General features: G+C 39.6%; 9 protein-coding genes. All 9 read right to left on the bottom strand.

Annotated elements, in window-relative coordinates:
- Nucleotides 1-7,216: mucin-binding protein (locus FJN11_RS09730; protein WP_219853208.1), on the bottom strand; the 7,216-nt coding region annotated here is incomplete at its 3' end.
- Between the two features lie 315 nt (nucleotides 7,217-7,531).
- Complete coding sequence (locus FJN11_RS09725) at nucleotides 7,532-13,729, bottom strand: MucBP domain-containing protein (protein WP_120719240.1); 6,198 nt, start codon at nucleotides 13,727-13,729, stop codon at nucleotides 7,532-7,534.
- 225 nt (nucleotides 13,730-13,954) lie between these two features.
- The gene (locus FJN11_RS09720) at nucleotides 13,955-14,833 is read right to left on the bottom strand and encodes a glycosyltransferase family 52 (protein ID WP_140224590.1); all 879 of its coding nucleotides are present in this window, start codon (nucleotides 14,831-14,833) and stop codon (nucleotides 13,955-13,957) included.
- Complete coding sequence (locus FJN11_RS09715) at nucleotides 14,830-15,534, bottom strand: acylneuraminate cytidylyltransferase family protein (RefSeq protein ID WP_140224589.1); 705 nt, start codon at nucleotides 15,532-15,534, stop codon at nucleotides 14,830-14,832. The genes FJN11_RS09720 and FJN11_RS09715 overlap by 4 nt, the downstream gene beginning before the upstream one ends.
- The gene (locus FJN11_RS09710) at nucleotides 15,518-16,426 is read right to left on the bottom strand and encodes an SLC5/6 family protein (RefSeq protein WP_225902342.1); all 909 of its coding nucleotides are present in this window, start codon (nucleotides 16,424-16,426) and stop codon (nucleotides 15,518-15,520) included. The genes FJN11_RS09715 and FJN11_RS09710 overlap by 17 nt, the downstream gene beginning before the upstream one ends.
- 6 nt (nucleotides 16,427-16,432) lie before the next feature.
- Nucleotides 16,433-16,687: a hypothetical protein gene (locus FJN11_RS10880; RefSeq protein ID WP_246039378.1), complete on the bottom strand. Its 255-nt coding sequence runs from the start codon at nucleotides 16,685-16,687 to the stop codon at nucleotides 16,433-16,435.
- Nucleotides 16,665-16,862 carry a hypothetical protein gene (locus FJN11_RS10875; protein ID WP_246039377.1) on the bottom strand — a complete coding sequence of 66 codons (198 nt, stop codon included), beginning with the start codon at nucleotides 16,860-16,862 and terminating at the stop codon, nucleotides 16,665-16,667. Before FJN11_RS10875 ends, FJN11_RS10880 begins: the two co-directional genes overlap by 23 nt.
- Before the next feature lies 1 nt (nucleotide 16,863).
- The gene (locus tag FJN11_RS09705) at nucleotides 16,864-18,195 is read right to left on the bottom strand and encodes a glycosyltransferase (protein WP_140224588.1); all 1,332 of its coding nucleotides are present in this window, start codon (nucleotides 18,193-18,195) and stop codon (nucleotides 16,864-16,866) included.
- Between the two features lie 199 nt (nucleotides 18,196-18,394).
- Nucleotides 18,395-24,133 carry a ZmpA/ZmpB/ZmpC family metallo-endopeptidase gene (locus FJN11_RS09700; RefSeq protein ID WP_140224587.1) on the bottom strand — a complete coding sequence of 1,913 codons (5,739 nt, stop codon included), beginning with the start codon at nucleotides 24,131-24,133 and terminating at the stop codon, nucleotides 18,395-18,397.
- Between the last annotated feature and the right edge of the window lie 144 nt (nucleotides 24,134-24,277).

Genomic DNA, 24,277 nt, shown 5'->3' with positions numbered 1-24,277 from the left:
GTAATTCAATCGTTACCTTAACTGGATCTTTCTTACCTGGTGTTGTCAAGTCTGGAATGTTTTCAACATTTGTGACCTTGCCACCTTCTGGAATCTTAATTCCTTTAGTGTAATCCTCTGGCGTTAATGGGGTAGAGGTGACTGGTGTCTCTATTGATACTGGAACGACCTCTACTACGTTAACAGGTACAGGTACCTCTTTAGTCGCAACTACTTTACCATCTTTCACATACTCTACCACTACTGTCGCTGGGATTTGTACACCAACTGTTGCTGTAGGTGGTACTGTTCCTGTTTTAACTTCTGTAACTGTTACAGTAACTCCTGATGGAAGCCCCTTCACGTTATTAGCTGCTTTTTCAGCCTGTTCTTTAATAGCTTTTTCTAGTTCTTGCTTATCACTATCTTTAAGAACTGTTACACCTTCTGGGGTTACTTTTGGTAATACTGTCACTGGGACTTTTACTGTCTCTTCACCATTTGCATACTTAACTTTAGTTGGTACTGTTACATCGGTTGCTCCAACTTTATCCTTTGTATCTGGTAAATCAGCTTCTGTTGGATCTTGTACTGTTCCACCTTGTCCTGGTGTTACTGCATCTTTTACTTTAGCTATTTCAGGTTTGTCGCCTTCAACAACGTATACTTGATCAGCATTTGAACCAACGACATTTACAGTAATTTCTGCATCTTTTGTATACTTAACGCCATCTACTGTATAGGTTACTGGGACTTTTACAGTTCCTTTGTTTGTTCCTGCTTCCGATGTAATGATTGCAAGCACTTCTTCTGTAATCGCTCCAACTTCTACATCTTTGGCACCATCTGGTAATTTAGCTTTGAAATCTGCTGAGTTTGCTACTTCTTCCGCTTTAGCTTTAGCTACTTCTTTAACTTTATCTGTAGTTTCACCTTTTGGTACTGTTACTTCACCTTTAGCAACTGGCAATACTGTTACTGGTACTATTACTTTCTCTGGATCTTTAATTCCTTCGTAAGTTACTGGAACTTCGACTGTTACATCTGTAGTTCCTGCTTTTCCAGTTGTTTCTGGTAATGTTGTTGGTTTACCAACTGTCCCGCCTTGTCCTGGTGTTACGGCATCTTCAGCTTTCGTTGGTTTATCACCTTCAAACACGACTACTCGTTTAGTTGTTGATCCAACTACTGTTACTGGGACTTCTACTTCTTTAGTACCAATAACGTTTCCTTTTTCATCAGTATATTCAATAACTACCTTAGCTGGTTTTTGTTCTCCTGTAGCAGTTGTTTCAGGTTTTTCTTTCACTTCTTTAACAGTTACTGTTACACCTGCAGGAATATTATCTTTTGGTAATGCATCCACTACTTCTTGAGCTTTTGCTTTAACCATTGTTTCTAAATCTGTGCTATCTTTAAGTACTGTTACTCCCGTTGGTTTAACAACTGGTAATACTTTCACAACTGCAGGTACTTCTACAAGTTTGTCTTCACCATTCTTAGCAACTACTGTTACCTTCTTGTCTCCAGGTGTTGTTGTATCAACTGGTTCTTTATACTCAAAGGTTGTTCCTTCTGGATATTGCTCAGGGTTAATACTTTCACTTGCATCTGGTTGTGGTTTGGCAGGGTCTTCAAATACATATTGTGTCTCAGGGCTTACTACCACTACTTTAGCTGGTACTTCTACTAAAGTATCTCCATCTAATTTCGCTACAACGACTACATCTTTTTCACCCGCTGTTGTTGTATCAACCGGTTCTTTATACTCAAAGGTTGTTCCCTCTGGATATTCTTCTGGAGTGATACTTGATTTAGCATCTGGTTGTGGTTTGGATTTATCAGCTACAACAAATTGTGGAGTGCTATCAACTACACGAACAGTTGCAGGTACTTCTACAAGTACTTTATCCCCCTGTTTAACCACTACAGTTACTTTCTTATCTCCAGGTGTTGTTGTATCAACTTCTTCTTTGTACTCATATGTAGCATCGTCTGGATAGTCTGCTGGGTCAATATTATCTTCCGGAGACGGTTGTTTTTTGTCTGCACTTACTGGGACAATTTGTGGATATCCTGCAACAACTTTAATCGGTACATTAACAGTTTCTTCACGTTTATTATCCCCTGAACCGTATGTCACTGTCACAGGAGCTGTTAATGTGTCATCCCCAACTTTATCAGTTGTATCAGGAAGTTTAGTTTCATCTACTGTTTTCTCATTTCCTTTAGTAGTAACCGCATCTTTTAATTTTTCTGAAGATGGCTTATCTCCCTCTACTACATAAACAGGTTTTGCAGTTGAAACTTGTGGTTTAACTTTAATTGTAAACTCTTGATCTATTTCTTTCTTAGTATCAAACGTTGGATCCTGATCAAATGGATTATCTACAACATCATATCCCATAGATTTCAAAACATCAACACGCGCTTGAACTTTTTCTTCTGGAATTTTATCTCCTGATTTACCAGCAAGATCATCAATATTATATTTCGTATCTAATGGTGTTTCAACACCTTCATCATCTACTGAAACAAATTTTACTTTTGCTTTTTGATCGTCTTTATCATAGGTAATCTTGATATTTGCTTTTGGATCCGTAATTTTTGGTGGTTTATATCCTTCTTCTGGTTTAGCAGGATTTACTGGTTCTAATGGTGTTCCATTTCCATCTTTTGGAGTATATCCATCTTTATGAGGAATAATTTGCGTAATTTCACCAGTCTTGGTTGGATCATTTGGATCGTTAGGGAATGGAATCGGATCTCCATCCTTACCAGTGGTTGGATCAACAGGAATCCAGCTTCCAATCTTCGTATAAGTAACTTTATCCGTTTCATCAGGGATTACTTTTGTATCTTTTGCAGGGGTTGCTGCTTCTTTAGCTGGAATTTCTTTTTTATCAGCAATATATCCTGGTAAAACATCTACTCCAACTTTATCCCATGTTTTATTTGGACTTTCCCAATCAGTATAGCTTACTTCTTTTGTGACAAGATTAACGGTTGCTTTTCTTGTGAATGGCACCGTTTGAACAGTATCATCCTTAGCTTTTTCTTCAGCTGCTGTATCTGAATCTTTCTTCACATATGAAATCACACGTTTAGCTGTTGTATTCAAGTCAGATTCAGCTAATCCCTCAGGCCATTTAAGTTCTGGTGTATCCCCATTTGGATCTACTGGACTATCTTTTTCATGTGGTGTTGATGAAGGTACTTCAATGATTCTAGGTTTAACCACAATTTTAAATGTTTGAGAAGGTGCTGATGAACCATCTGTTGGGTTAATATCTTCCTTGTCATCAAAAATTGGATGATGATTATCTTGAATATGGTATTCATCACTTTCTACTTCATAACCTTGATTCTTAAGTTCTTTGATTTTGTTTTCAACATCTGTACTTGCTGGTAATTCTGAACCAGATTTTCCTGTTAAATCAAAGCTAGAAACTACTTCATTTGCGGCTCCATCTACTTTCTTCTCAATCACTACTTTAGCTGTTTGAGTAGAAGGTGTATATGTAATTGGTGATTCCCCAAATTTATCCGTTGGTGTAAATCCATCTGGAACTTTATAGCCTTGAGTTGGATCATTTGGATTTTTCGGTGTCAATTCTTGTCCATTATATACTGGAGTATAACCTGGAACATATGGAATTGTTATCGTGCTAAAATCACCTGGAACTGTTGGATCAGTCGGGTTATTTGGATAAGAAATCTTATCTGGTGCTCCTTGTGGTTTCTTACCTGCTGGATAGTTAGGTACAAATGAACCAATTTCTTTATAAAGAACTTTCTTCACTTCAGAAGTTGCTGTTCCATTTTGTGCTGGCTTAGGAGCATCTTTTTCTGGAACAAGTTTATCCGCATTATCCACTAATAAATAATTATTAATAACTGGAGATTCAACTGAGTTATACTTACCATTAGTACCATCTGCTTTAGCATCAGTTAGTTTATCCGCTTCATTGTAAACTTCCCAATCAGAGTAAGTTACTTCTTTTGTTTCAGGATTAACTGTTGCTGTACGTTTGTAAGTTACTTTTTGCACCTTTTCAGCATATAAAGGAGTAGCATTATCTTTGTTTGCATCTTCTTCTTTTAGATACTTAATTGTACGTGTAACCTCTTTAACTAAGTCCTCACGAGTAACTCCTGCTGGATATTTACCAAGGTTTTCATCTCCTTCTTTTACAGGTGTATCTGCTGTTTTTGGAGATACTGGAGCTGTTGTGCTTGGATTTGTTGGATCAGTTGTTACTGTAGGGTCTACTTTAATTAAGTCTAAGACATGAACAGTGACATTTGTTTCTGTTGATTTCTTACCTTCACTATCAGTTGATTGAACTTTTACAGTGTAATCTCCAACTTTAGTTGTATCTAGATTACCTGCATCACTTACTGCAATTGTTGGTTTAGTAGAATCAACCCCATCACGATCATCTTCTAAGTCAGTTGCAGATGGTTTCGCTTTTTCTAAAACTTTAGCATTGTTCCATTTGTCAGCTTCTTTAGTTTTATAAACATATAAGTCTTTTTTCTCAACTGCTACTGTTGGAGCTTCGTTTAGAACATTAGCATAAGCTGGATCTGATTCGTTACCTGCTTTATCAAGCACAGTAACTTTGATACGTTTGTCAGGATTTGTTGTCTCATTCGCTTCTGTCAAATCTGTCCCTTTTGGAACTGGTACAACTAATTTACCATCGCGTACTTCAACTTTTGTTTCACCAATATACCAACCGTCTTCTTTTTTATTTAAAGTAATTGGAGTTTTACTATTTGGTAACGTAACTTTCATTGAAGTTACTCCACCAATAGCTTCTTTAATATTGTCTACCTCAGTATCAGCATCACGGTCCGTTCCATTGTTTCTATCATTGTCAGCGATATCTTGTTTTTCTCTAGGTACATCTGTTAAATTAGTATCTTTTTCTGTTGGGACAGAAATTAATAATTCTGTTGGTTGATTTTTATCAGTTTTTTCTCCATTAATGCTATCAGTATGAACTGGTTCCACAGTAGGAGTTACTGGTTTAATCGTATCGATGTAAATTGTTTTGTTGTAGTAGTAATCTGGATTGTCTGTATTTCCTAGAGCATTGAATGTATTTCTATATGGACTATTTGGATTTACAACACCTGTATTTTCTAATACTCTGTTTCCTTGTAAATCTGTAAATCCTTCTTTAATTTCTGCAGTTACCTTAAAAGTAGCTGTCCCTTTGAAATTTTTTGCCGTTGTGAAATCAATACCGAATGTTCTTGTCCCATTCTTTGCTGGATCTGAATCCCCTGCATTGAATTTCAATCTAAGCGTTCTTGTAGCTTCATCATACGATACGACTTGGTAAGGACCAGGCCAATTCCATGCATTCGCTTTTTTAACTGAATCTTTTAATTCTACACCTTCAGGAATTTTAATTGTGTATTCATAAGCGCCGTACGTTGGTAACCCACCAACGTTTTTCACAGTAACTTTTAATTGACCTGATTCTTTGTCTTTATAGAGAGTATCTTCTCCATAAGCGGACGTGGTATTATTACGAACAACATCTGTCGTCATTTCTAAAGCAGCACCAACAGTTAAGTTAACTCCACCAACAAAGTATCCATCTTCAATTTCTGTTTTTCCTTTTACTGGATAAGTTTTATTAAATGCGGGACCATCCTCTAATGCTTTAATGGTTACTTTAATTTTCTTAGTAGTATTTGGAGTATTGATAATCGTTCTCCAGAATCCGAAACCATTACCATTCCCTCCATCACCATACGGAGTTGAAACGTGTGTTGTTTCACTATTATTATTCGCATCTTTCAGTGTTGTTAAAACTTCACCTGTATCTGCATCTCTAACTGTAATTTCTACTTTTTCACCAGTACCAGCAGTACCCATATTCCCATAGGCACCACCTGTTAGAACACTTAGGTATAATCTAGAGTTCGGATTAACATTAAATTCTTTCGAAATTTGTGTACCTTTCTTATTTAATTGAATATAATAATCTTTCCCTACAGCTGAATGTGCTGCATTATTTAAAGGAACACCAGGTACACTTGAGTAGTTAACACCATTTGCATAGTTTTGATTAGCTTTATTAGGTGCTAATGGATTTCCTGGAACAGGAGTATCATTGTATTGTCTGTCAATACTTCCATTATTATCGTAAACTTTAGATGGTTTCGGATCAAATCCAGCAGGTCTATCCGCTGCAACTTCTGTTGGAGCTTCTGGTTTAATCGCTGTTACATAATTATTTGTCCCTTCTATTTTCCATCCATCAATTTCATTTTCAATTCTCTTTTCTTTCCAATTATAAGTAATTTTACCAAGTTTTACTGGAGCTGGATTTGGAGAACTAGTACTATTTCTTGAATATTGATTTTCAACAGTAGCAGATTTTGTTTCAACATCTGGAGTATTAAAATCAATATCTCCAAATTGATTTTTCAAACTTGAAATAACGTTATCTACTGGGTTAGCTCCTACCCCTCTTTTATTATTACTAGTAGGACCTTCTGCTGCTTGTTCTCCTACACCAGTAGGAGTCGCTCTAAACCCACTTTCCCCTTTACCAGGAATTGCTTTTCCGTTTCGTGGATCTTGGTTTTTATTTGTTTTTTCTACTTTAGCTTCTGTTTCTGATTTATCTTCTACAGCAGGAGACACTTTTGGCATGCTCTCAATTACAAAAGCCTTTTCTCCTAATCTTGCAACAGTTTTATCTACCTCTGCCTGAGTTGCTTTATCATTTGCTGATAAAGCTTGAGCTTCTAGTAGTGCTGTCTTGGCATCCTCAATAGTTTTTGACGTTTTAGCACTAACTTCAACTTTATCAATAGCTGATTGAATACGTGAAATCGCTTCCAACAACTTACTAAAGTCTACCTTTGCAATATTTTCTGGTGCTAGCTTATCTTCATTAACTACAGCTTCAGCTGAAGTTACTACTGGTTTAGAAACTGGATCTTTAGAAGGAATTTCTTCTTTCTTGGTATCAGGGCTCGCAACATTCTCTTCGTGATTTAAGTTTTCTTGAGATGGCGACGACTGTGGATTAGACAAATTTGAGCTCGTTCTTGCATCGTTTCCTTGAATAGTATCAGCTTTTGCAGTGGCTCCACCTCCAAACATCATAAGCGCAGCAATTGCTACCGACGCTGCACCGAAACTATACTTTCGGATTGAAAATCGTTGAACTTTTTGTCCATGATATTTTTTTGTTCGTGAGTACATTACTACTCCTTTGCTTATATTTTATTTACATCAAGAAAAGTCAGTAAGACCCTCAAATTGATCCCAAGAAAAGTCCCGACTTCACCTATTGTATAATAAACATAATAACTCTATCTATTCATTATGTCAAGCAATTCGATATTTTAATTGATATAAATATATAAAAAAGCAAAGATAATTAATAGATTCAGAAATATGATTAACAACTCTATAACAACTTTCAAAAAAAGATTAAAAATTACTTCATAATTTACATAGAAAAAGGAGCGGATATGATATCCTACTCCTTATTCTTATCAGAAAATCTAATTAAATTTAGTCTTCTTTTTTCTTACGAGCAACAAGCCCAAATCCGCTCAAGACACCTAAAAGTCCAAGTGCTGCTAGGCTAGCATGGTCTTCTGTACCAGTATTAGGAAGTTCAGCTTGTCCTTTAGCTTCTGATGGAGCTACTGGAGCTTGTGGTGCTTTACCATTTACTGGTGCTGATGGCATCGTTGGAGTTGCTGGGTTAGCCGGTGTTGTTGGGTTAGTTGGATTAGCCGGAGCAACCGGTGTTGCTGGGTTAGCTGGGGCAGCTGGGGTTGCTGGGGTTGCTGGGTTAGCCGGTGTTGTTGGTTGACTTGGGTCTGTCGGTTTCACCGGACTTGTTGGGTTTGTTGAAGGTGTTGATGGAGAACCTGGTTGAGATGGAGTGAGTGAGCCTCCATTTGTAGTACCTTCTTTGACTTCTTTATAAACGTAAGTTACTTCTGTTGTTCCTTCTGTTACTTTACCATTTTCATCACCTTTAGTTGAAGTTGGTACTAATACGTATAGTTTTCCATCTTTCGTAGTGATTGTAGCTGGTTTGTTGTCAGTTGTGTCATATGCTGAGCTTACTGATCCGTCTGTAGTATCTTTAACGTCTTCTGCGATTGTGTTACCCGCTTCGTCTACATAATGAACGACTACGTTTCCTTTAATTTCTTTGTACACATATGTTACTTCTGTTGTTTTACCTGCTTCAACACTTCCGTTTTCGTTACCTTTAGTTGATGCTGGTACTAATTCGTATACTCTTCCTTCTGCAGTTGTAATACGAGTTGGTTTCATATCATTATCAGTAGTGTTGTAAGCAGCTCCTGGTTTACCGTCTTTGGTATCAACAGCGTCAGTTTGGATTGTGTTTCCAGCTTCGTCTACATAGTGAACTACTACTTGTCCTGCTTTTTCGTAAACGTAAGTTACTTCAGTTTTACCTTCTACTACATCTCCTGTTTCAGGTTTAGAATCGTCTTTAACAGCTTTTTCTGTTAAGTAATATTTAACACCATCTTTTTCGATTGTTGCTGGTTTATTGTCAGTTGTATCGTATTTAGCGTTTAGAGAAGCACCTTTAGTATCTTCTTTATCTTCAGCAATCACGTTACCTTCTGTGTCAACGTAGTGAACTACTACATCTCCAGTTACTTCTTTATAAACGTAAGTAACTTCTGTTGTTCCTTCTGTTACTTTACCAGACTCTTCACCCTTAGTTGAAGTTGGTACAAGTACATATACTTTACCATCTTTTGTAGTGATTGTAGCTGGTTTGTTGTCACTTGTGTCATATGCTGAGCTTACAGATCCATCAGTCGTATCTTTAATGTCTTCTGCGATTGTGTTTCCAGCTTCGTCTACATAGTGAACGACGACGTTTCCTTTCACTTCTTTGTAGATATATGTTACTTCTGTAGTCTTACCTGCTTCAACATCACCAGTTTCGTTACCTTTAGTTGATGCTGGTACGAGTTCATATACTTTTCCTTCTGGAGTAGTGATACGAGTTGGTTTCATATCGTTATCAGAAGTATCGTATTTAGCTCCTGGTTGACCATCTTTTGTATCAACAGCATCTGCTTGAAGAGTGTTTCCAGCTTCGTCTACGTAATGAACAAGAACGTTTCCTGCTTTTTCGTATACATAAGTGATTTCTGTAGTTCCTTCTACAACAGCACCGTTTTCTGGCTTAGAACCGTCTTTCAATTCTTTAGCTGTCAAGTAGTAAACTTGTCCAGCTTTTTCAAGTTTAGCTGGTTTGTTGTCAGTTGTGTCATATTTCTCACTTAGTGATCCATTTTCTACATCTTTCGTATCTTCAGCAAGTGTGTTTCCTTCTGTATCAACGTAGTGAACGACGACATTACCAGTGATTTCTTTGTAGACGTAAGTTACTTCTGTCGTTTCTCCAGCTTTAACTTTACCTGTTTCATCACCTTTAGTTGACTGAGGGATTAATTCGTATACTTTACCTTCTGGAGTAGTGATACGGTTTGGTTTCATTCCGTTATCAGCAGTGTTGTAGTCTGAGTTTGGTTTACCGTCTTTTGTATCAACAGCATCTGCTTGAATAGTGTTACCTTTTTCGTCAGTGTAATGAACGACTACTTGTCCAGCTTTTTCGTAAACGTATGTTACTTCTGTTTTACCTTCTACTACGTCTCCGTTTTCTGGTTTAGAGTCATCTTTAAGAGCTTTTTCTGTTAAGTAGTAAACAGTTCCGTCTTTTTCGATTTTCTCTGGTTTGTTGTCAGTTGTATCGTATTTAGCGTTTAGAGAAGCACCTTTCGTATCTTCTTTATCTTCCGCAATTACGTTACCTTCTGTATCAACGTAGTGAACGACTACATCTCCAGTTACTTCTTTATAAACATAGGTTACTTCTGTAGTTCCTTCAGTAACCTTACCAGTTTCAGCACCTTGAGTTGCTGTTGGTACTAATTGGTAAACTTTGCCTTCTGGAGTCGTAATACGTTCTGGTTTCATTCCGTTATCAGAAGTATCATATGGTGTGCTAATTGATCCATCTGTTGTATCTTTAGCATCTTCAGCAATTTTGTTTCCTGCCTCATCTGTATAGTGAACTACTACATTACCTTTTACTTCTTTATAAATGTATGTTACTTCTTTAGTTTGACCTGATTCTACAGTACCTGTTTCATCACCTTTAGTTGATGCTGGGACTAGTTCGTATACTTTTCCTTCTGCAGTTGTGATACGAGTTGGTTTCATTCCGTTATCTGCAGTGTTGTATTCAGAACCTGGTTTTCCATTGTCAGTATCTTTAGCACCTGAAGCAATATCTTTACCGTCTGCAGTTCCTACTAATGGAGTTCCGTCTTCTGTTTGGTAATTAACGATTACTGATCCAGCTTTTTCATAAACGTAAGTTACATCAGTTTTACCTTCAACTACGTTTCCAGTTTCTGGTTTAGAATCATCTTTAAGACCAGCTTTTGTAATGTAGTATACAGTTCCGTCTTCTGCAGTGATTTTTTCTGGTTTGTTATCAACAGCAGTATCATATTTTTCGCTTAGAGATGCACCTTTAAGGTCGTCTTTATCAGCTGCGATTTTGTTACCTTCTGTGTCAACATAGTGAACTACTACATCACCAGTTACTTCTTTATAAACGTATGTTACTTCTTTAGTTTCTCCAGCAACAACTTTACCAGTTTCTTCACCTTTAGTTGCTGTTGGTACTAATTCGTATACTTTGCCTTCTGCAGTTGTGATACGAGCTGGTTTCATTCCGTTATCAGAAGTATCATAATCTGATCCTGGTTTTCCATCTACAGTGTCTTTAGCACCTGAAGCTACATTTGCACCAGCTGGGTCAACACCTACTAATGGAGTTCCATCTTCTGTTTGATAGTTAACGACTACTTGTCCAGCTTTTTCATAAACATAAGTTACTGTAGTTGTTCCTTCTACTACGTCTCCAGTGGCTGGTTTAGAATCATCTTTCAATTCTTTAGCTGTTAGGTAGTATTTAACACCGTCTTTGGTGATTTCAGCTTTTTTGTGGTCTGCTGTGTCGTATTTAACGTTTAGAGAAGCATCTGTTTCGTCTTTTTCGTCTTCTGCGATTACGTTACCTTCAGTATCTTCATACTTAACGACAACATTACCTTTTACTTCTTTATAAACGTAGGTTACTTCTTTCGTTTCACCTGCAACAACTTTACCAGTTTCTTCACCTTTAGTTGCTGTTGGTACTAATTCGTATACTTTACCTTCTGCAGTTGTAATACGGTTTGGTTTCATTCCGTTGTCTGCAGTGTTGTAGTCAGTTCCTGCTTTAGCGTCTGTAGTGTCTTTAGCACCTGAAGCTACATTTGCACCATCTGCAGTACCTGTTAATGGAGTTCCGTCTTCTGTTTGGTAGTTAACGATTACTGATCCAGCTTTTTCGTAAACGTAAGTTACTGTAGTTGTTCCTTCTACTACGTCTCCAGTAGCTGGTTTAGAACCATCTTTCAGTTCTTTAGCTGTTAAGTAATATTTAACACCATCTTTCTCGATAGATTCTTTTTTGTGGTCAGCTGTATCGTATTTAACATTTAGAGAAGCATCTGTTTCATCTTTTTCGTCATCAGCAAGTGTGTTACCTTCAGTATCTTCGTACTTAACAACTACATTACCTTTAACTTCTTTGTAAACGTAGGTTACTTCTTTAGTTGTTCCTGATTCAACCTCACCTGTTTCTTCACCTTCAGTTAAGTCTGGAACTAATTCGTATACTTTGCCTTCTGCAGTTTTAATACGAGTTGGTTTCATTCCGTTATCGGCAGTGTTATAAGCTGTACCTGGTTTACCATTATCAATGTCTTTTGCACCTGATTCTACAGTTTTACCAGCTCCATCTTCGTCTACTACTGTTCCTGCAAGTGGAGTTCCATCTTCAGTTTTGTAGTTAACGATTACTGATCCAGCTTTTTCATAGATGTAAGTTACTTTTGTAACACCTTCTACTACTGTTCCTGTTTCAGCTGGTGATGTAGTTTCTGTACCATTTACAGATGTCATTGTGTTTGCTTCGTTTAGGTAGTAAACATTTCCTTGTGCATCTGTAAGTTTTTGAGGTTTTTCAGTTTCATTTTCTTTAGTGTTGTAAGGTACGTTTTTAGAAGCTGTAGTACTACTTACAATTACATCATTCCCATCAGCATCAACATAGTATTTCTCAGTTACTACTTCAGCTACTGTTTCAGGAGTATCAGTGTAAGGAGATTTTAATTCTGTTCCGTCTTCTGTTTGGTAGTTAACGACTACAGAACCTTTTTTCTCGATTTCACGAGTTTTTTCTTCTGCATAAGTGTAAGTGATTGTTGTAGTACCACTTGCTAAACGGTATGCACGAAGAGGAGTGATTTCGTCACGGTAAGAATACTCTTCAACTTCCGGCGAAGGATCAGAAAATTTAAGAAGAAAATCACTACTATCTTCTAAAGTACTTGTTTCTTGATCAGTAACGCTTGCTATATCAGCTGTTATATCACTTGTAGGTCTTCCTTTATCATCAACTTGATCTCCCTTATCAGCACTAATCTCCAGAGGACCACCAGTTTTTGCCGCCATTCCTAAAGTAATATATCGTTTGAAATTAAGGAGGTTATCTTCAAATCCTTTTTCTTGAAGATATGCAAGATAGTTTTTTACAAGAGTTTTGTTTGCTTCTCCTGTTAAAGTATCTGGAGCCGCTTTAAAGTTTTGTACCATTGCATATGTTCTATTTAAAGTAGCCCCAGTTCCATCTTTATCATCTGCTACATTATCACTAGATGACAATTGTATCTGTGCTGTTAAAGAGAAACTCTCAGTTTTAGCTGTTACATAGGTATTTTTCTCAAGGACGAAAACATAATCACCTTCTTTGATTCCACCATCAGCTGTTACGTTAGCTGAAGTGAAGTTTTTTGCTGTTGCTTCTCCAGCTTTGAAAGCTTCTATCATCTTAGCATCAGAAGTGATCGCACCTGAATCAGCTTGTACATATTTACCATATGTTCCTTTTCCTGTTTGTTCAACAATCCAAGCTTTTCCACCAGGTTTTACAGTATCATAAGTGATTTTACCTTCTGCGTTACTTAACCCTTCTGGAGTCAATTTCGCAGTTACATCACCTAGAGTTGTGTCAGAGTACACTCCTCCACCGTTTCCAGTAGTTTCAACCTTAGGTTCTCCGATTAGGTGGTAAGTCTTCCCATCTTTTTCGATTGTTTCTTTCTTACCATTTTCTTTAGCGTCGTTTAGGTCGCTAGCTTCTGCATCACCACCTGTAGTTCCTTTGAAAACTTCTCCTGATTTACCGTATACATCGTATGGTGTTTCAATCGTTTTATCAGCACCAGAGTTTTGGTTTTTGTTTTCTTCTAATACAGTATTACCCTCAGCAGTTACATATTTGTAGTCTACTTTTCCAGTTTTAGTAATTGTATTTGTTCCCTCTGCAGTTGGATCAGTTGAAAATGCCCTACCTGCATCTGGGTTCTCAATATTAGCTGTATCTACAATTACTGACCCCTTATCATTTGAGATCGTTGTTGTGTTGTCGCTGTTTTCTGTCATCGCTGCTTCTGCAATATGGGGTTGTCCTGCCATTGCAAGGGCTGCACCGACAATCAGACCGACTGTACCGATTTTGACTGAGTCTGAACGACCGTCTTTAAACTTACGAATGGAAAATTTTTCTTTTTTATTTATAAACATCTTCATCATCCTTTTTTTATTGTATAATTTTTATTTTTAAGCTGTTATTATGCTAATACTTGCTTGAAAACTTCAAAATTAGACACTTAATTTTAACACTTTAAAACCTCTTATACAAGGAATTTGAATACTTTTTGATCATTCAAACTATAGTTTTTTGCTATATTTATATATAAAAAATCCATATAGCGTATGGATTTACATATTTTAAAATATACATTTATGCTACCAGCCAAGTGAAACCCTTTCAAACTGACAGCCCAAGCGTCGCAATTCTTTTTGACGGTCCTCATAGTAGGGGAGGGAAATGCCTGTAATGGTCACATGGGGAAGGTCTTTCAAGTGCAGGCTGACTGATGAGGTAAAATGATAGACATGAACGAACTCGTATTCTTGAAAGAGTTGGGCTAGGACATCTTCAAAGATCAGCTCCGTCTCCAAGTAGGTCACATCAGGGATAGTGAAGGTTTCCTTGGGATGGGGTAGATAGAGGTCAATGGCCAAGGCCTTGGCATAGGTACTGATAAAGCGGATGGAGATCTGATCGTCCTCTTCAGAGAACTTTTGCCCCAGCAGAACCTTGACTGTCTTGCCATTTGAAACGGGTGCTTGTGGCAGGTCAAAAAAATGCTCCAGATATACTAGCTTTTCTCTAGCCACGACATGGTAATCACTGCTATAGAGGGTATAGTGCTTTTCCGTCCGCTCAATCAAGTCATCTCTGGTCAAGCCCAAAGAGCCCACCTGACTTGGTTGGAGAGGCCAAGCATACATACCCAAGGGGTAAATATCCGCATAGCCATCATCGAAACTCATAAGGTGTTGGTAAGTAGAGCTAGCAACCAAGTCCAGAATCAAGCTATTGTCAAAACTAGCATAAAAAATGGTGTCATAGTCGCCAGCTAGCTCCTGACAAATCTGAACCAAGTCCTCTGCCGTCTGAGGATAGTGAATATGGTCAAAATCCTTAGCATAATGCTCCTGACGAGCATTTTTGACAGGACTGACATAAAGACTGACAAAGTCCTGATCAGGATAGAGTCTCTTGATATGCTGGGCTATTTTAGCCTGCAAGGGCGTTGTAGCAATGATGAGGTGTTTCATCTCTTTGATTCTCCTAGGTGGTGATGGTGCAGCAAGGTCTCAACGACTTCAAAGTCCAAGGCATCGTCGATATCATAAGAATAGAGTTTGGGCATTTCATAGGCTACTGTCTTATCTGTGTAAAAGGTCTCATCTCGTAGGTAGAGGTCCTTGCGAGAAATCCAGATACTACCGTTGGGATAGTAATAGACAGGCTCTTTTTGCCGAGCATAGTGCTTAGAAACCTGAGGCGGACGGATAAAAGGTGACTCCCCTAGCTGCAAGAAAAGACTACGACTCTTGTCTGCCTTGACACAGGAAATCAAATGATCGGCTCCAGACTGACAGTAGAGCTGATAGGACTCGATAAGATGCTCTACCTCTCTCAGGGGTGAGGTCACCTGTAGATTGACAAAGACCTGCTCTTCCTCAAAGGGCTGTAAAAAGTCGCGTAAGGTTTCTAAGCTAGAGGTTGTTGCCAAGGCCAATTCTTTTGGTCTGTGGACACAACGAATCTCTGGATAGGCTTGACAACAGAGTTCTAGATAGGCTAGTGAGTCTGAGGATATCCAGATATCACTAAATAGCTTGGAGGCTAGAGCGACTTCTATGGTATAGAAAACCAAGGGTTTGCCTGCAAGCGGTTTGATATTTTTATCCACTAAGCCGCGTGAACCCGAACGGATCAAAATGACGGCTATGGGTTTAGATGTTGCTTTCATATAGTCTTCCTAGAAATGAGATAAAAAGAGCAGATAAAGTAGTAATGATGCTATTTAACCAAGGATTTGGGTTGGCAAAGAAACCACTGTAATGATAGAGGACCAAGGCTCCTAGACTAAAGACCAGATAGATTTTAGCTAGTTGTAAACTCGGTTTTTTGAGGAGTAAGACCAAGAGGTACAAACCGCCAATCACACCTAAAGTCAGACCCATAAAGCCGTTAATCCATTCGTAGATGGAGTAGATTTCTGCACTCATGAGTAAGAGGCAGAGGAGCCAGGACAGACCTGCTAAGACAAAGGATAGGAGGCTTGGCGACCAGCGAATTTTTGTCCAAGCGAAATCCAACTTCAAGCAGGTCACGATTGCATTCATACTAGAAGAAACTGTGGATTGACCTGCTGCCAAGAGAGCCAGCATGATGAAACTACCAAACCAAGGTGCCAGACTCTCCCGAGCGTAAGCAATGAGGACAGGATTGGTCGATCTGGTAGCGAAATTTTCCTGACGAATCAAGCAGCCAATCAGATAGAGTAGACTAGCAATCCCAAAGGACAAGAGTCCCTGTAGCCATAAGATTTTTCCAATCTTCTGACGCCCTATTTTGCTATTAAAACGTTGGACGATATCCTGCGAAGAAACGTAGGAAAACAAGCTACTAAAACCTGCTCCTGCAACTAAGATAAAGACCATCTTCCCATCCAGAGTCTCTGCAAAGTGAGATAGCTGTTGACTGCTATTCACGACTAAACCAGATTGGGCAATTCTTGGTAGAAAGAGGGCCAATATAGCCAGTAGGACCAAGCCTTGAAAGAAGTCCGTCCACAGCACAACCCAGAGACCACCCCTTGCCAGATAATAGACCGTCAAAAGAAGGAGTAAACCTGACAAGACCAGCTAATTGATAGGGATAAAGGGCTCCAACAAGTAGGTCACCACTGCTATTCGCCCCAACTGGTAGAGGATGAAAAGTCCTGAAGCCAGTGAACGAATGCCAGCCGATTGAAACTTATCCTCTAAAAGATGATAGGCTGTCTCATAGTTTCCCTTTTGATAGAGGGGCAGAAAATAGCGATGAGCTAGTGGAATGGCTAGAAAGATGCCACACTGGGCAAACCAGAGATAGGACCTACCTGTATAGGCATTCCCCACCAGAGTCAGAAAGGAAATGGGGCTGAGTAAGGTCGCAAAGACTGAGGAAGGCCAAAACTGTCACTGGAACAGCTTTCTTAACCTGATAATAGTCCTCTTCGCTCCCTTTTTTCCAATAGGCAATCCAGGAAATCAAGTAGAAATAGAGCAATAGGGTGACTAGAATTCCCAACATCCTAGAAGTTCCTATCTAATAGTTCTCTGTATATTTGAGCTACTTTTTCCAGAGAATAGCGAGAGGCTAAGGCTAGATTTTTTTCATTCGATAGATAAAAATCAGGCTCTTCCATCTCTTCTATCTTTTGAATCAACTCTGATTTGGTTTTAAACAAGTTGATGGCATTGGACTGGCCAGCATAGAAACGATGGGCAATCTCCACATCTGATAACAAAGCCAGCAAACCTCGATTGAGGGCTTCGACACAGGCATTGGCAAATAATTCTGTGTAACTTGCCGACAGATAGCATTGGTGGAGATGATAAGGAACCTCGTCAACGATACCTTTAAAGTGAATGGTTGGTGGCAGGTCGTAGCGATTGCGTAGCTCTTCTAGACGTTCCTCTGTGCCACCATAAAAGGTAATCTGGGCCTTGGAGCCACGTTTGTAGAGTTCGATAAAGGCTTCAATGGCAAGTTCAACGTTCTTGCCTTCTCCCATATGGCCCACTAAGCAATAGTCCAAAACAGGTCCGATTTTTCTTAGCCGACCTAATTTTTCTGTAAACATTGGTGGTAAAAACTTAGTATCATACCCTTGTTTCGCTAATGTATCAGTCAACACTTCACTGGCAACCAAGTATTTGTTTGTCTTGCGCAGATTGGCGAGGCGTAAGTCTCGCATAATATTTTCATGGACGACTTCGTAATAATTTTTATCCGTATTTTCCATATAACGCCAGAGGCTGGGTTTGGGAACGATTTGTTGATCACGGATGAAGAGATCGGTTTGCTGGGCCCATCTGGCTAGGAACTTGACCAGCAAGTCCTCCTCAGAACGGATTTCTCCCTCGATACGATAGATATACTCTGGGTAAAAGATGGTAACAGGAGAGGGTTCTTTGAAGGGATCGATAAAGCGTCCTTCAAGGGCCAGTTCTCCATTTTCGTGATACCAACGAAGTTCCTTTTCCTTGAAATCTTCAAACAAGAAGGGACCCTTGGTATAGTAATATCTCCCCGAGCCATCTCCTAGGGTAACAGAGGCCACAAAGCCATCTTCATTGAGCTCCACCTGATCTCCATCTGCTAGCGTTAGACTTTCTGGTCTCACTGATAAGTCTGCATGGCCTATATCTGAAAAACTATGCGGAACACAGAGCAATTCCTTTTCTAAAAATCCTAACTTAATCAAGTCTTTCTTCCAGTCAGGACGAAGCTGAGGACTCGAAACGAGGTGGACATACTCCAAACCTAGATGGCGTGCTATGCGGGCTCGATAGACCTGGGTACTCTCAAAGCCATAGCGATGGATTTCCTTGACTGGATGGATAGTGACAATTCTCGACATGCTATACACTCTTTCTCTATTATTTACTTCTTACAGACGAAAAACCACCCTCACAAAAAGGCGAGGGTGGTTCATCCGTTACAATGCTTGGGGATTTCCTAGCAAGTTCCCCCTCAAAAGGACTTTATGCTATTCTATCACAAAGACTGACCATCTGCAAGATAGACTGGCTTAGACAGAATAGCCTGAGGGAGTTTTCTTATTGTTTATAAATCGATTCTCTGAAATCATCTGTGCTACGTAGGTAGGCATTGTAGATTTTTTGTTTTAATAAGTGTACCCAGCTTGCAGGAGCATGGCTTGTCGTACGGTCAATGTTAGCCACATCTTTAGCCACTGCTTGATTAATCAGTTCTTGCATTTGGGCTGCTGAACGAATTGTAATCTCCTTGCTGCTGTTTGGTACACCAAGTTCGTACTGAATGGTGATTGGTTTCAACTGATCTTGCTTGCGAATACGTTGATCAAACATATCCTTCTTGAAATCAGCCCATGAACCGTATTTATTAGCAAAGACATTTTTCAATACGAGGCTATCAGTAATGAGTCCCACATCTTTCCTAAGCCAATCTGAATAGGTAATATCCCCATTGCGTTTAGCTTCTTCTGCATATTGATTGGATACATATGGTAAGAACCCATCTTGATAACCTTTTTCTGCCAACAATTCGTAGGCTGTCTTTCTAAACATGATGTCACCAGGCGCACCCTTTGGATTGCTGAGGGCAGCATAAATCGGTGAGAACATGCTGATAAGATGATAGCCATTACGAGTATAGTTACTCTTATCACGGTAAGCTCGACGGTTGATGATATCATTGTCAATCAAGGCATCCAGACTGGTTAGTTTACTTACTTCAGCATCTGTCAATGGACGAACAGAGTTTCCAGCATGAGTTTGTTTATGGTACTTGTCCTCAATGTAGAAATTCTCTATTTTTCTAAACCATTTTTTCTTAACATCGTTAGACTTAGTTAAAATGGCATTGGCTTCCATAGCGTCCAAGGTGTACAAGACATCGTACATACCGTGAACATACTCTTGCAAGGCTACGGCTGATGTGAAGCGGCTTGTCGGATCATAAGTATGCAAGCGAGTTGGTGAATCCTTATCCCCTTTATAGAGGGTGTTCAAGACAATAGCATCCTTATCTATGTTGTCAGCAGATTGTAACAATCCTAGGGCATACAACTCTGCTCCCAATCCTTCACGACGACCTTTCCCTTCAAAGTAAATATGTCCGTCAGAATTGTGAACCATTTCATGAGTATAGACAGATGTTCCGTACTTATCCAACAAGCGGTCGCTGACATAGTGGACATCAGAACCGTTGGCATAGGCTCCAGCTCCTTTGCTTTCCCCATACCACTTACCAGTTGGTCCAAAGAAGTTGTAGATAGAAGCAATGGACTTATCAGACAGGGTAGCCCAGTAATACTTGCTATTGCTATCTTTCATACCAAAGCCATCTGAAACCATGACTGAACGGAAGAGTTTTTCTTTGTATTCTGGTGAAAGGAAGTGGTACCAGATATCGTAGTGGTCTCGTTGCCATTCAGCCGACTGGTTGACCTTAGCACGGACATACTGACGCAATTCTTCTCCTGATAAGACTGTATTATTAACACGGTCACGGTAGCGTTCGTAGCCACCAAAGGCCAAGGTAGAAAGATTTGAAATCACATAAACATCTTCTTCTGGCAATGTTAATAAAGGTAGGAGCATGTTTTTTACTTTCCAACTTGGTGCCGTAATACGATCATAGACTCCCAGTGTATAGTTACTATCTGGTGTAGCTGACTCTTGTTTAGCACGCACTTCTGGAATCGCTGACTTACTCTCTACTATATAGGCCTTGGTATTCGTCTTCAACCATTCATTATTGGTTTTAGTTGGTAGGAAGAGTTTTCTGTAAGACTCTAGTAAATCCGTCACTGTCTTGCGACCTTTTGCAGCAGCCAGTGTTGTTTCATAGGCACTTATATTATTTGATGCTTTGAGATTTTCCATACCGCTCTGACCTAGGGCAATGATAGTATCTAATGTTGAAGCTGTGCTATTGCCATCAAAGTCAAACTTATAGGTATTGAGGTCCTTGGTATTGATGTGATCGTAGTTGATATTGTACCAGCGATTGAGGTAAGTCAAACCAAGCAAGAAAGCTTCCTTGTTGTTCTTGATTTTCTCACTGATGTAGGTTGCTACACTATCTCCCATTGTATTGATAGACTTGTCCATGGCTAGCACTTTACGGAGATGTTCGCCGATATTGGATTTAACTTTTTCAAATTCTTTGTCCAAATATAGCGAATCAAGCGACGCATCTGCCTCAATGCCCAGAACTCTTCTCATGGCTGTTGAGTCATATTCGACCCCTTGCAAATCTGCTAGGACCCAATCAGTCACTTTCGTATAGTCAGATAAAAAGGCCTCTGGTGTAAAGATAAAGTTTTTACCTGCTACGCTGTACTCTGCAATTTGTGTATTTTTGAAGTTTTCTTTGTAGGTGACATCCAGATAACTGATTGTATTATCAGCAAAATGCAACATCAGTTTATTGATAGCTACTTTATTGGCCTGAATATCTGTGATGATGTCATTGTCCTTCATTGGTACGACATCCAGCAGTTCTGTAGTATAAAGCTTATCAGTAGGATCGACTTGATTTCCATAGTGAACCACTAACTCTTTGTTGTAGAAAGGCATCAATTTCTCGATATTGTGATAAGCAACTTTTCGACTAGCTTGGCCTTGACTTAACTGAGTATAGTCCACACTTCGTTGATTGTCCTTTAGCGTTTGACCTGTATCGTCTAGTGTCACTGTCATACCATAAGACTGGACCTTTTCTCTAGCCTGATCTTGGGTGATTGGAGTCACATAGAGATCGGCCTTCTTGTTCTCTACTGCAGTGCTGGCATCTTTGATGTCCGCTCCCCTGTACTGGTCTCCTGTGATAGCATAACCATCTCCAGCGTTGACCATGCTAACGACATGATGGATACGGCCATTTTGCCATGTAGAACCTGCTATACCTCCGACGCGAGGATAGGTTGTCGTATTGAGGATGGTTCCACTTGCTAGCGCATGAGAAACCAAAGCACCACTTTGAACTTTCCCTACAATACCTCCAGCAAATTGGTCATTGTTGCGGGCATTACTAGAAATATTTGTATCAACAGCTACCTTATCAATCTTAGCCTTATTACCAGATAAGAGCCCTGCTATACCTCCCACATAGTAAGGAGAAGCATCCGTATGCTTAGCCTGAATGCTACCTGTAAATGAACTATTGCTTATTTCTGTATCTTGAGCCTTGGCTACCAAACCTGCAACTGACTTGCTACCTGACAATTGACCTTCTACAGCTACATTACTAATCTGGCTGTTAGTAGCCACTTTTGCTAGGCTGGCTGTGTCATCTTGACTCTTAATCGCTACTGCTTTAAGGTCAATATCTTTCACAGTAGCCTTGGTCAAGTTATCAAACAAGGCTGTCTTGAGGTCATAAATCGCAAACGGCTTCCCATCACTCGCACCGATAAGATTACCAGTGAAAGTGCCTGTCACATAGCTGGTTTGTCCCTTAGCTAAGGACACTTCATCAGCTGTCATATCAGCTCCAAGTTTAAAGGTTCCAGCTAGATTACCCTGCATGGCAGCAATCAGTTTCTTGAAAGAAGTATAGACACCGTCCTTGGCAAGCTTTTGCTTATCAACTGTGAAGCTATAGTTATCCTTGTATGCTGAATCTTTCTCTTGAACCAGTTCATTGAAGGCAACGGTTACCTTGTACTTCCCATCCTCTGTTTCCTTAATAGAGCTAACTGGTAGCAACATTTCTTTCATCTTATCTGATTTGACTTTGACAAAATAAGGTGACAAATCACTTGGTACTTCTGATAAATTCAGATAGCGACGGTAGTGACCATCTTCCTTACCATAGAGCCCCACTTCATCCACATCTTTGATTTCAATTTTCTTATAGTCCAATTGAAAATCTTTCGTTGATACTTCTGTATTTTCCTGATCAGATTGGCCTAGATTATAGGTCAGGTAAGTCTTAATTGTATAAGGAGTATAGTAGTCCAAACCATCAATCGTTTGCTGAACGGATAAATCTTTCAAATCCACTTCTTTAATCAGTGTTCCATTTTGAAAAATTTGGGCCTTGGCCTTAACAAAAGCAGACGTTGGGTCATCTAAGCGGTAGTTGACTGCTACTGCTTTTTTGCTCTCATCTTTAACAAGATTGGTGATTTCAACTGTTGGTTTGGTTTTAACAAGACTGCCAACCTTGACAATCTCTTTGGTTGGTGCTACTTCTGTACGTGAGATTTCCTTGCTAGCTTCCACCTTACCATCTACGAGATAATCTTCATACTCGATTGTCCGTAAACCGTCTTTTCCTTTCTGAGCAATTTCTCGATGATTTTTTAAGATAGTCGCATCTTCAATTTCTTCAGTTTCATGAGGAATGGTTTCTGTTACTGTACGATGATTACTTGTCAAAGGCAGTTCAGGAAGAGCCTCTGCTACAGCAGCTTCACCCTCGTGACCCTGCTCTTGTGTGCCTTGAGTACTGATTGGACCTGTATAAGACGGTAATTCTGGTTGAACCAGAGATTCGCCTTCATGACCTGACTCTTGCGTGCCTTTAGTGCTAACGGGTTCTGTATAAGACGGTTGTGCTGGTTGAACTAGAGCCTCGCCCTCATGACCTGACTCTTGTGTACCTTGGGTGCTAACGGGTTCTGTATAAGTCGGTTGAACGGGTTGAACTAGGGCATCGCCCTCATGACCCGACTCTTGTGTGCCTTGGGTGCTAATTGGGGCTGTATAAGACGGTTGTGCTGGTTGAACCAGGGCCTCACCCTCATGACCTGACTCTTGCGTACCTTGGGTACTAATTGGGGCTGTGTACGCTGGTTGCGTTGGTTGAACTAGGGCATCGCCCTCATGACCTGGCTCTTGCGTGCCTTTAGTGCTAACGGGTTCTGTATAAGACGGTTGTGCTGGTTGAACCAGGGCCTCACCCTCATGACCTGACTCTTGTGTACCTTGAGTACTGATTGGGGCTGTGTAGGCAGGTTGCACTGGTTGAACTAGAGCCTCGCCTTCATGACCTGACTCTTGTGTTCCTTGGGTGCTAACGGGTTCTGTATAAGTCGGTTGAACGGGTTGAACTAGGGCATCGCCCTCATGACCCGGCTCTTGGCTCCCCTTTGCTTGCACTACAGTTTCATTGTTTTTTTGTAGTTGAGACTCTATAGGAGAAGGTGTTCCTCCTTGTTGTTCCTCTATCGTTGAGCTATCTACATTTTCTAAGTTAGACTTGCTGTCATGCGCCTTCTGTTTATCTGATTGCTTAACAACGTCTACTTTATTTTTCACATATCCTATGTATGTATAACCAGGAATATCAACCGGGGCTGGCAAGGCATCTCCTGCCTGAACCGATAGTTGAGTGTTATAAGCAGCTAGTGTTTCGCTAGTCAAGGCAAGGACAGTTGGAGACAGCAACTGGCTTCCTAGACTGGTTACTAACAAGAATCGACTAATCTTACTCTTGCCATCACGTCCCTTAAGAACTACTACAATCAATAAACTAAGGCCTGCCACTAAGGCAGCAGTTCCTAGAGAAGAGCTAGCTCCTGTGTTGGGTAGTACTTGATTTGCTCGATAAACAAGATAGTAGGTAGCATCTGTTTCTTCCGCTACTTGTGGTAGGGATGTAACTAAGAGAGTCTTCTCTTCATCAGTCAAATCCGACTCTAAAACATAAGTATAATTAACGGCATGAGATTCTTGGGCAGATACAGTCTGTAGGCCAGTTCCCATCAAAAAGAAACACGCAACTGCTACAGATACAAGGCCAACTGCCAATTTTCTCAATGAGAAATTCTGTCTTTTTTCTCCACTAGTTTTGAAATTCATATTCCCCTCTTTTTATATTTTTAAATTAGCATATTAATTTATAGCAAAATATACAACTCTTCCCATTATACATCAACTTTTTAAAAGATTCTAGGGATAGATATGCAAATAAGGGAATAATAAAAGGCATTCCTAAAATTAGAT

The sequence above is a fragment of the Streptococcus symci genome (assembly GCF_006385165.1).
Lineage (GTDB): Bacteria > Bacillota > Bacilli > Lactobacillales > Streptococcaceae > Streptococcus > Streptococcus symci.
This window is presented reverse-complemented; position numbering and strand designations above follow the sequence as displayed.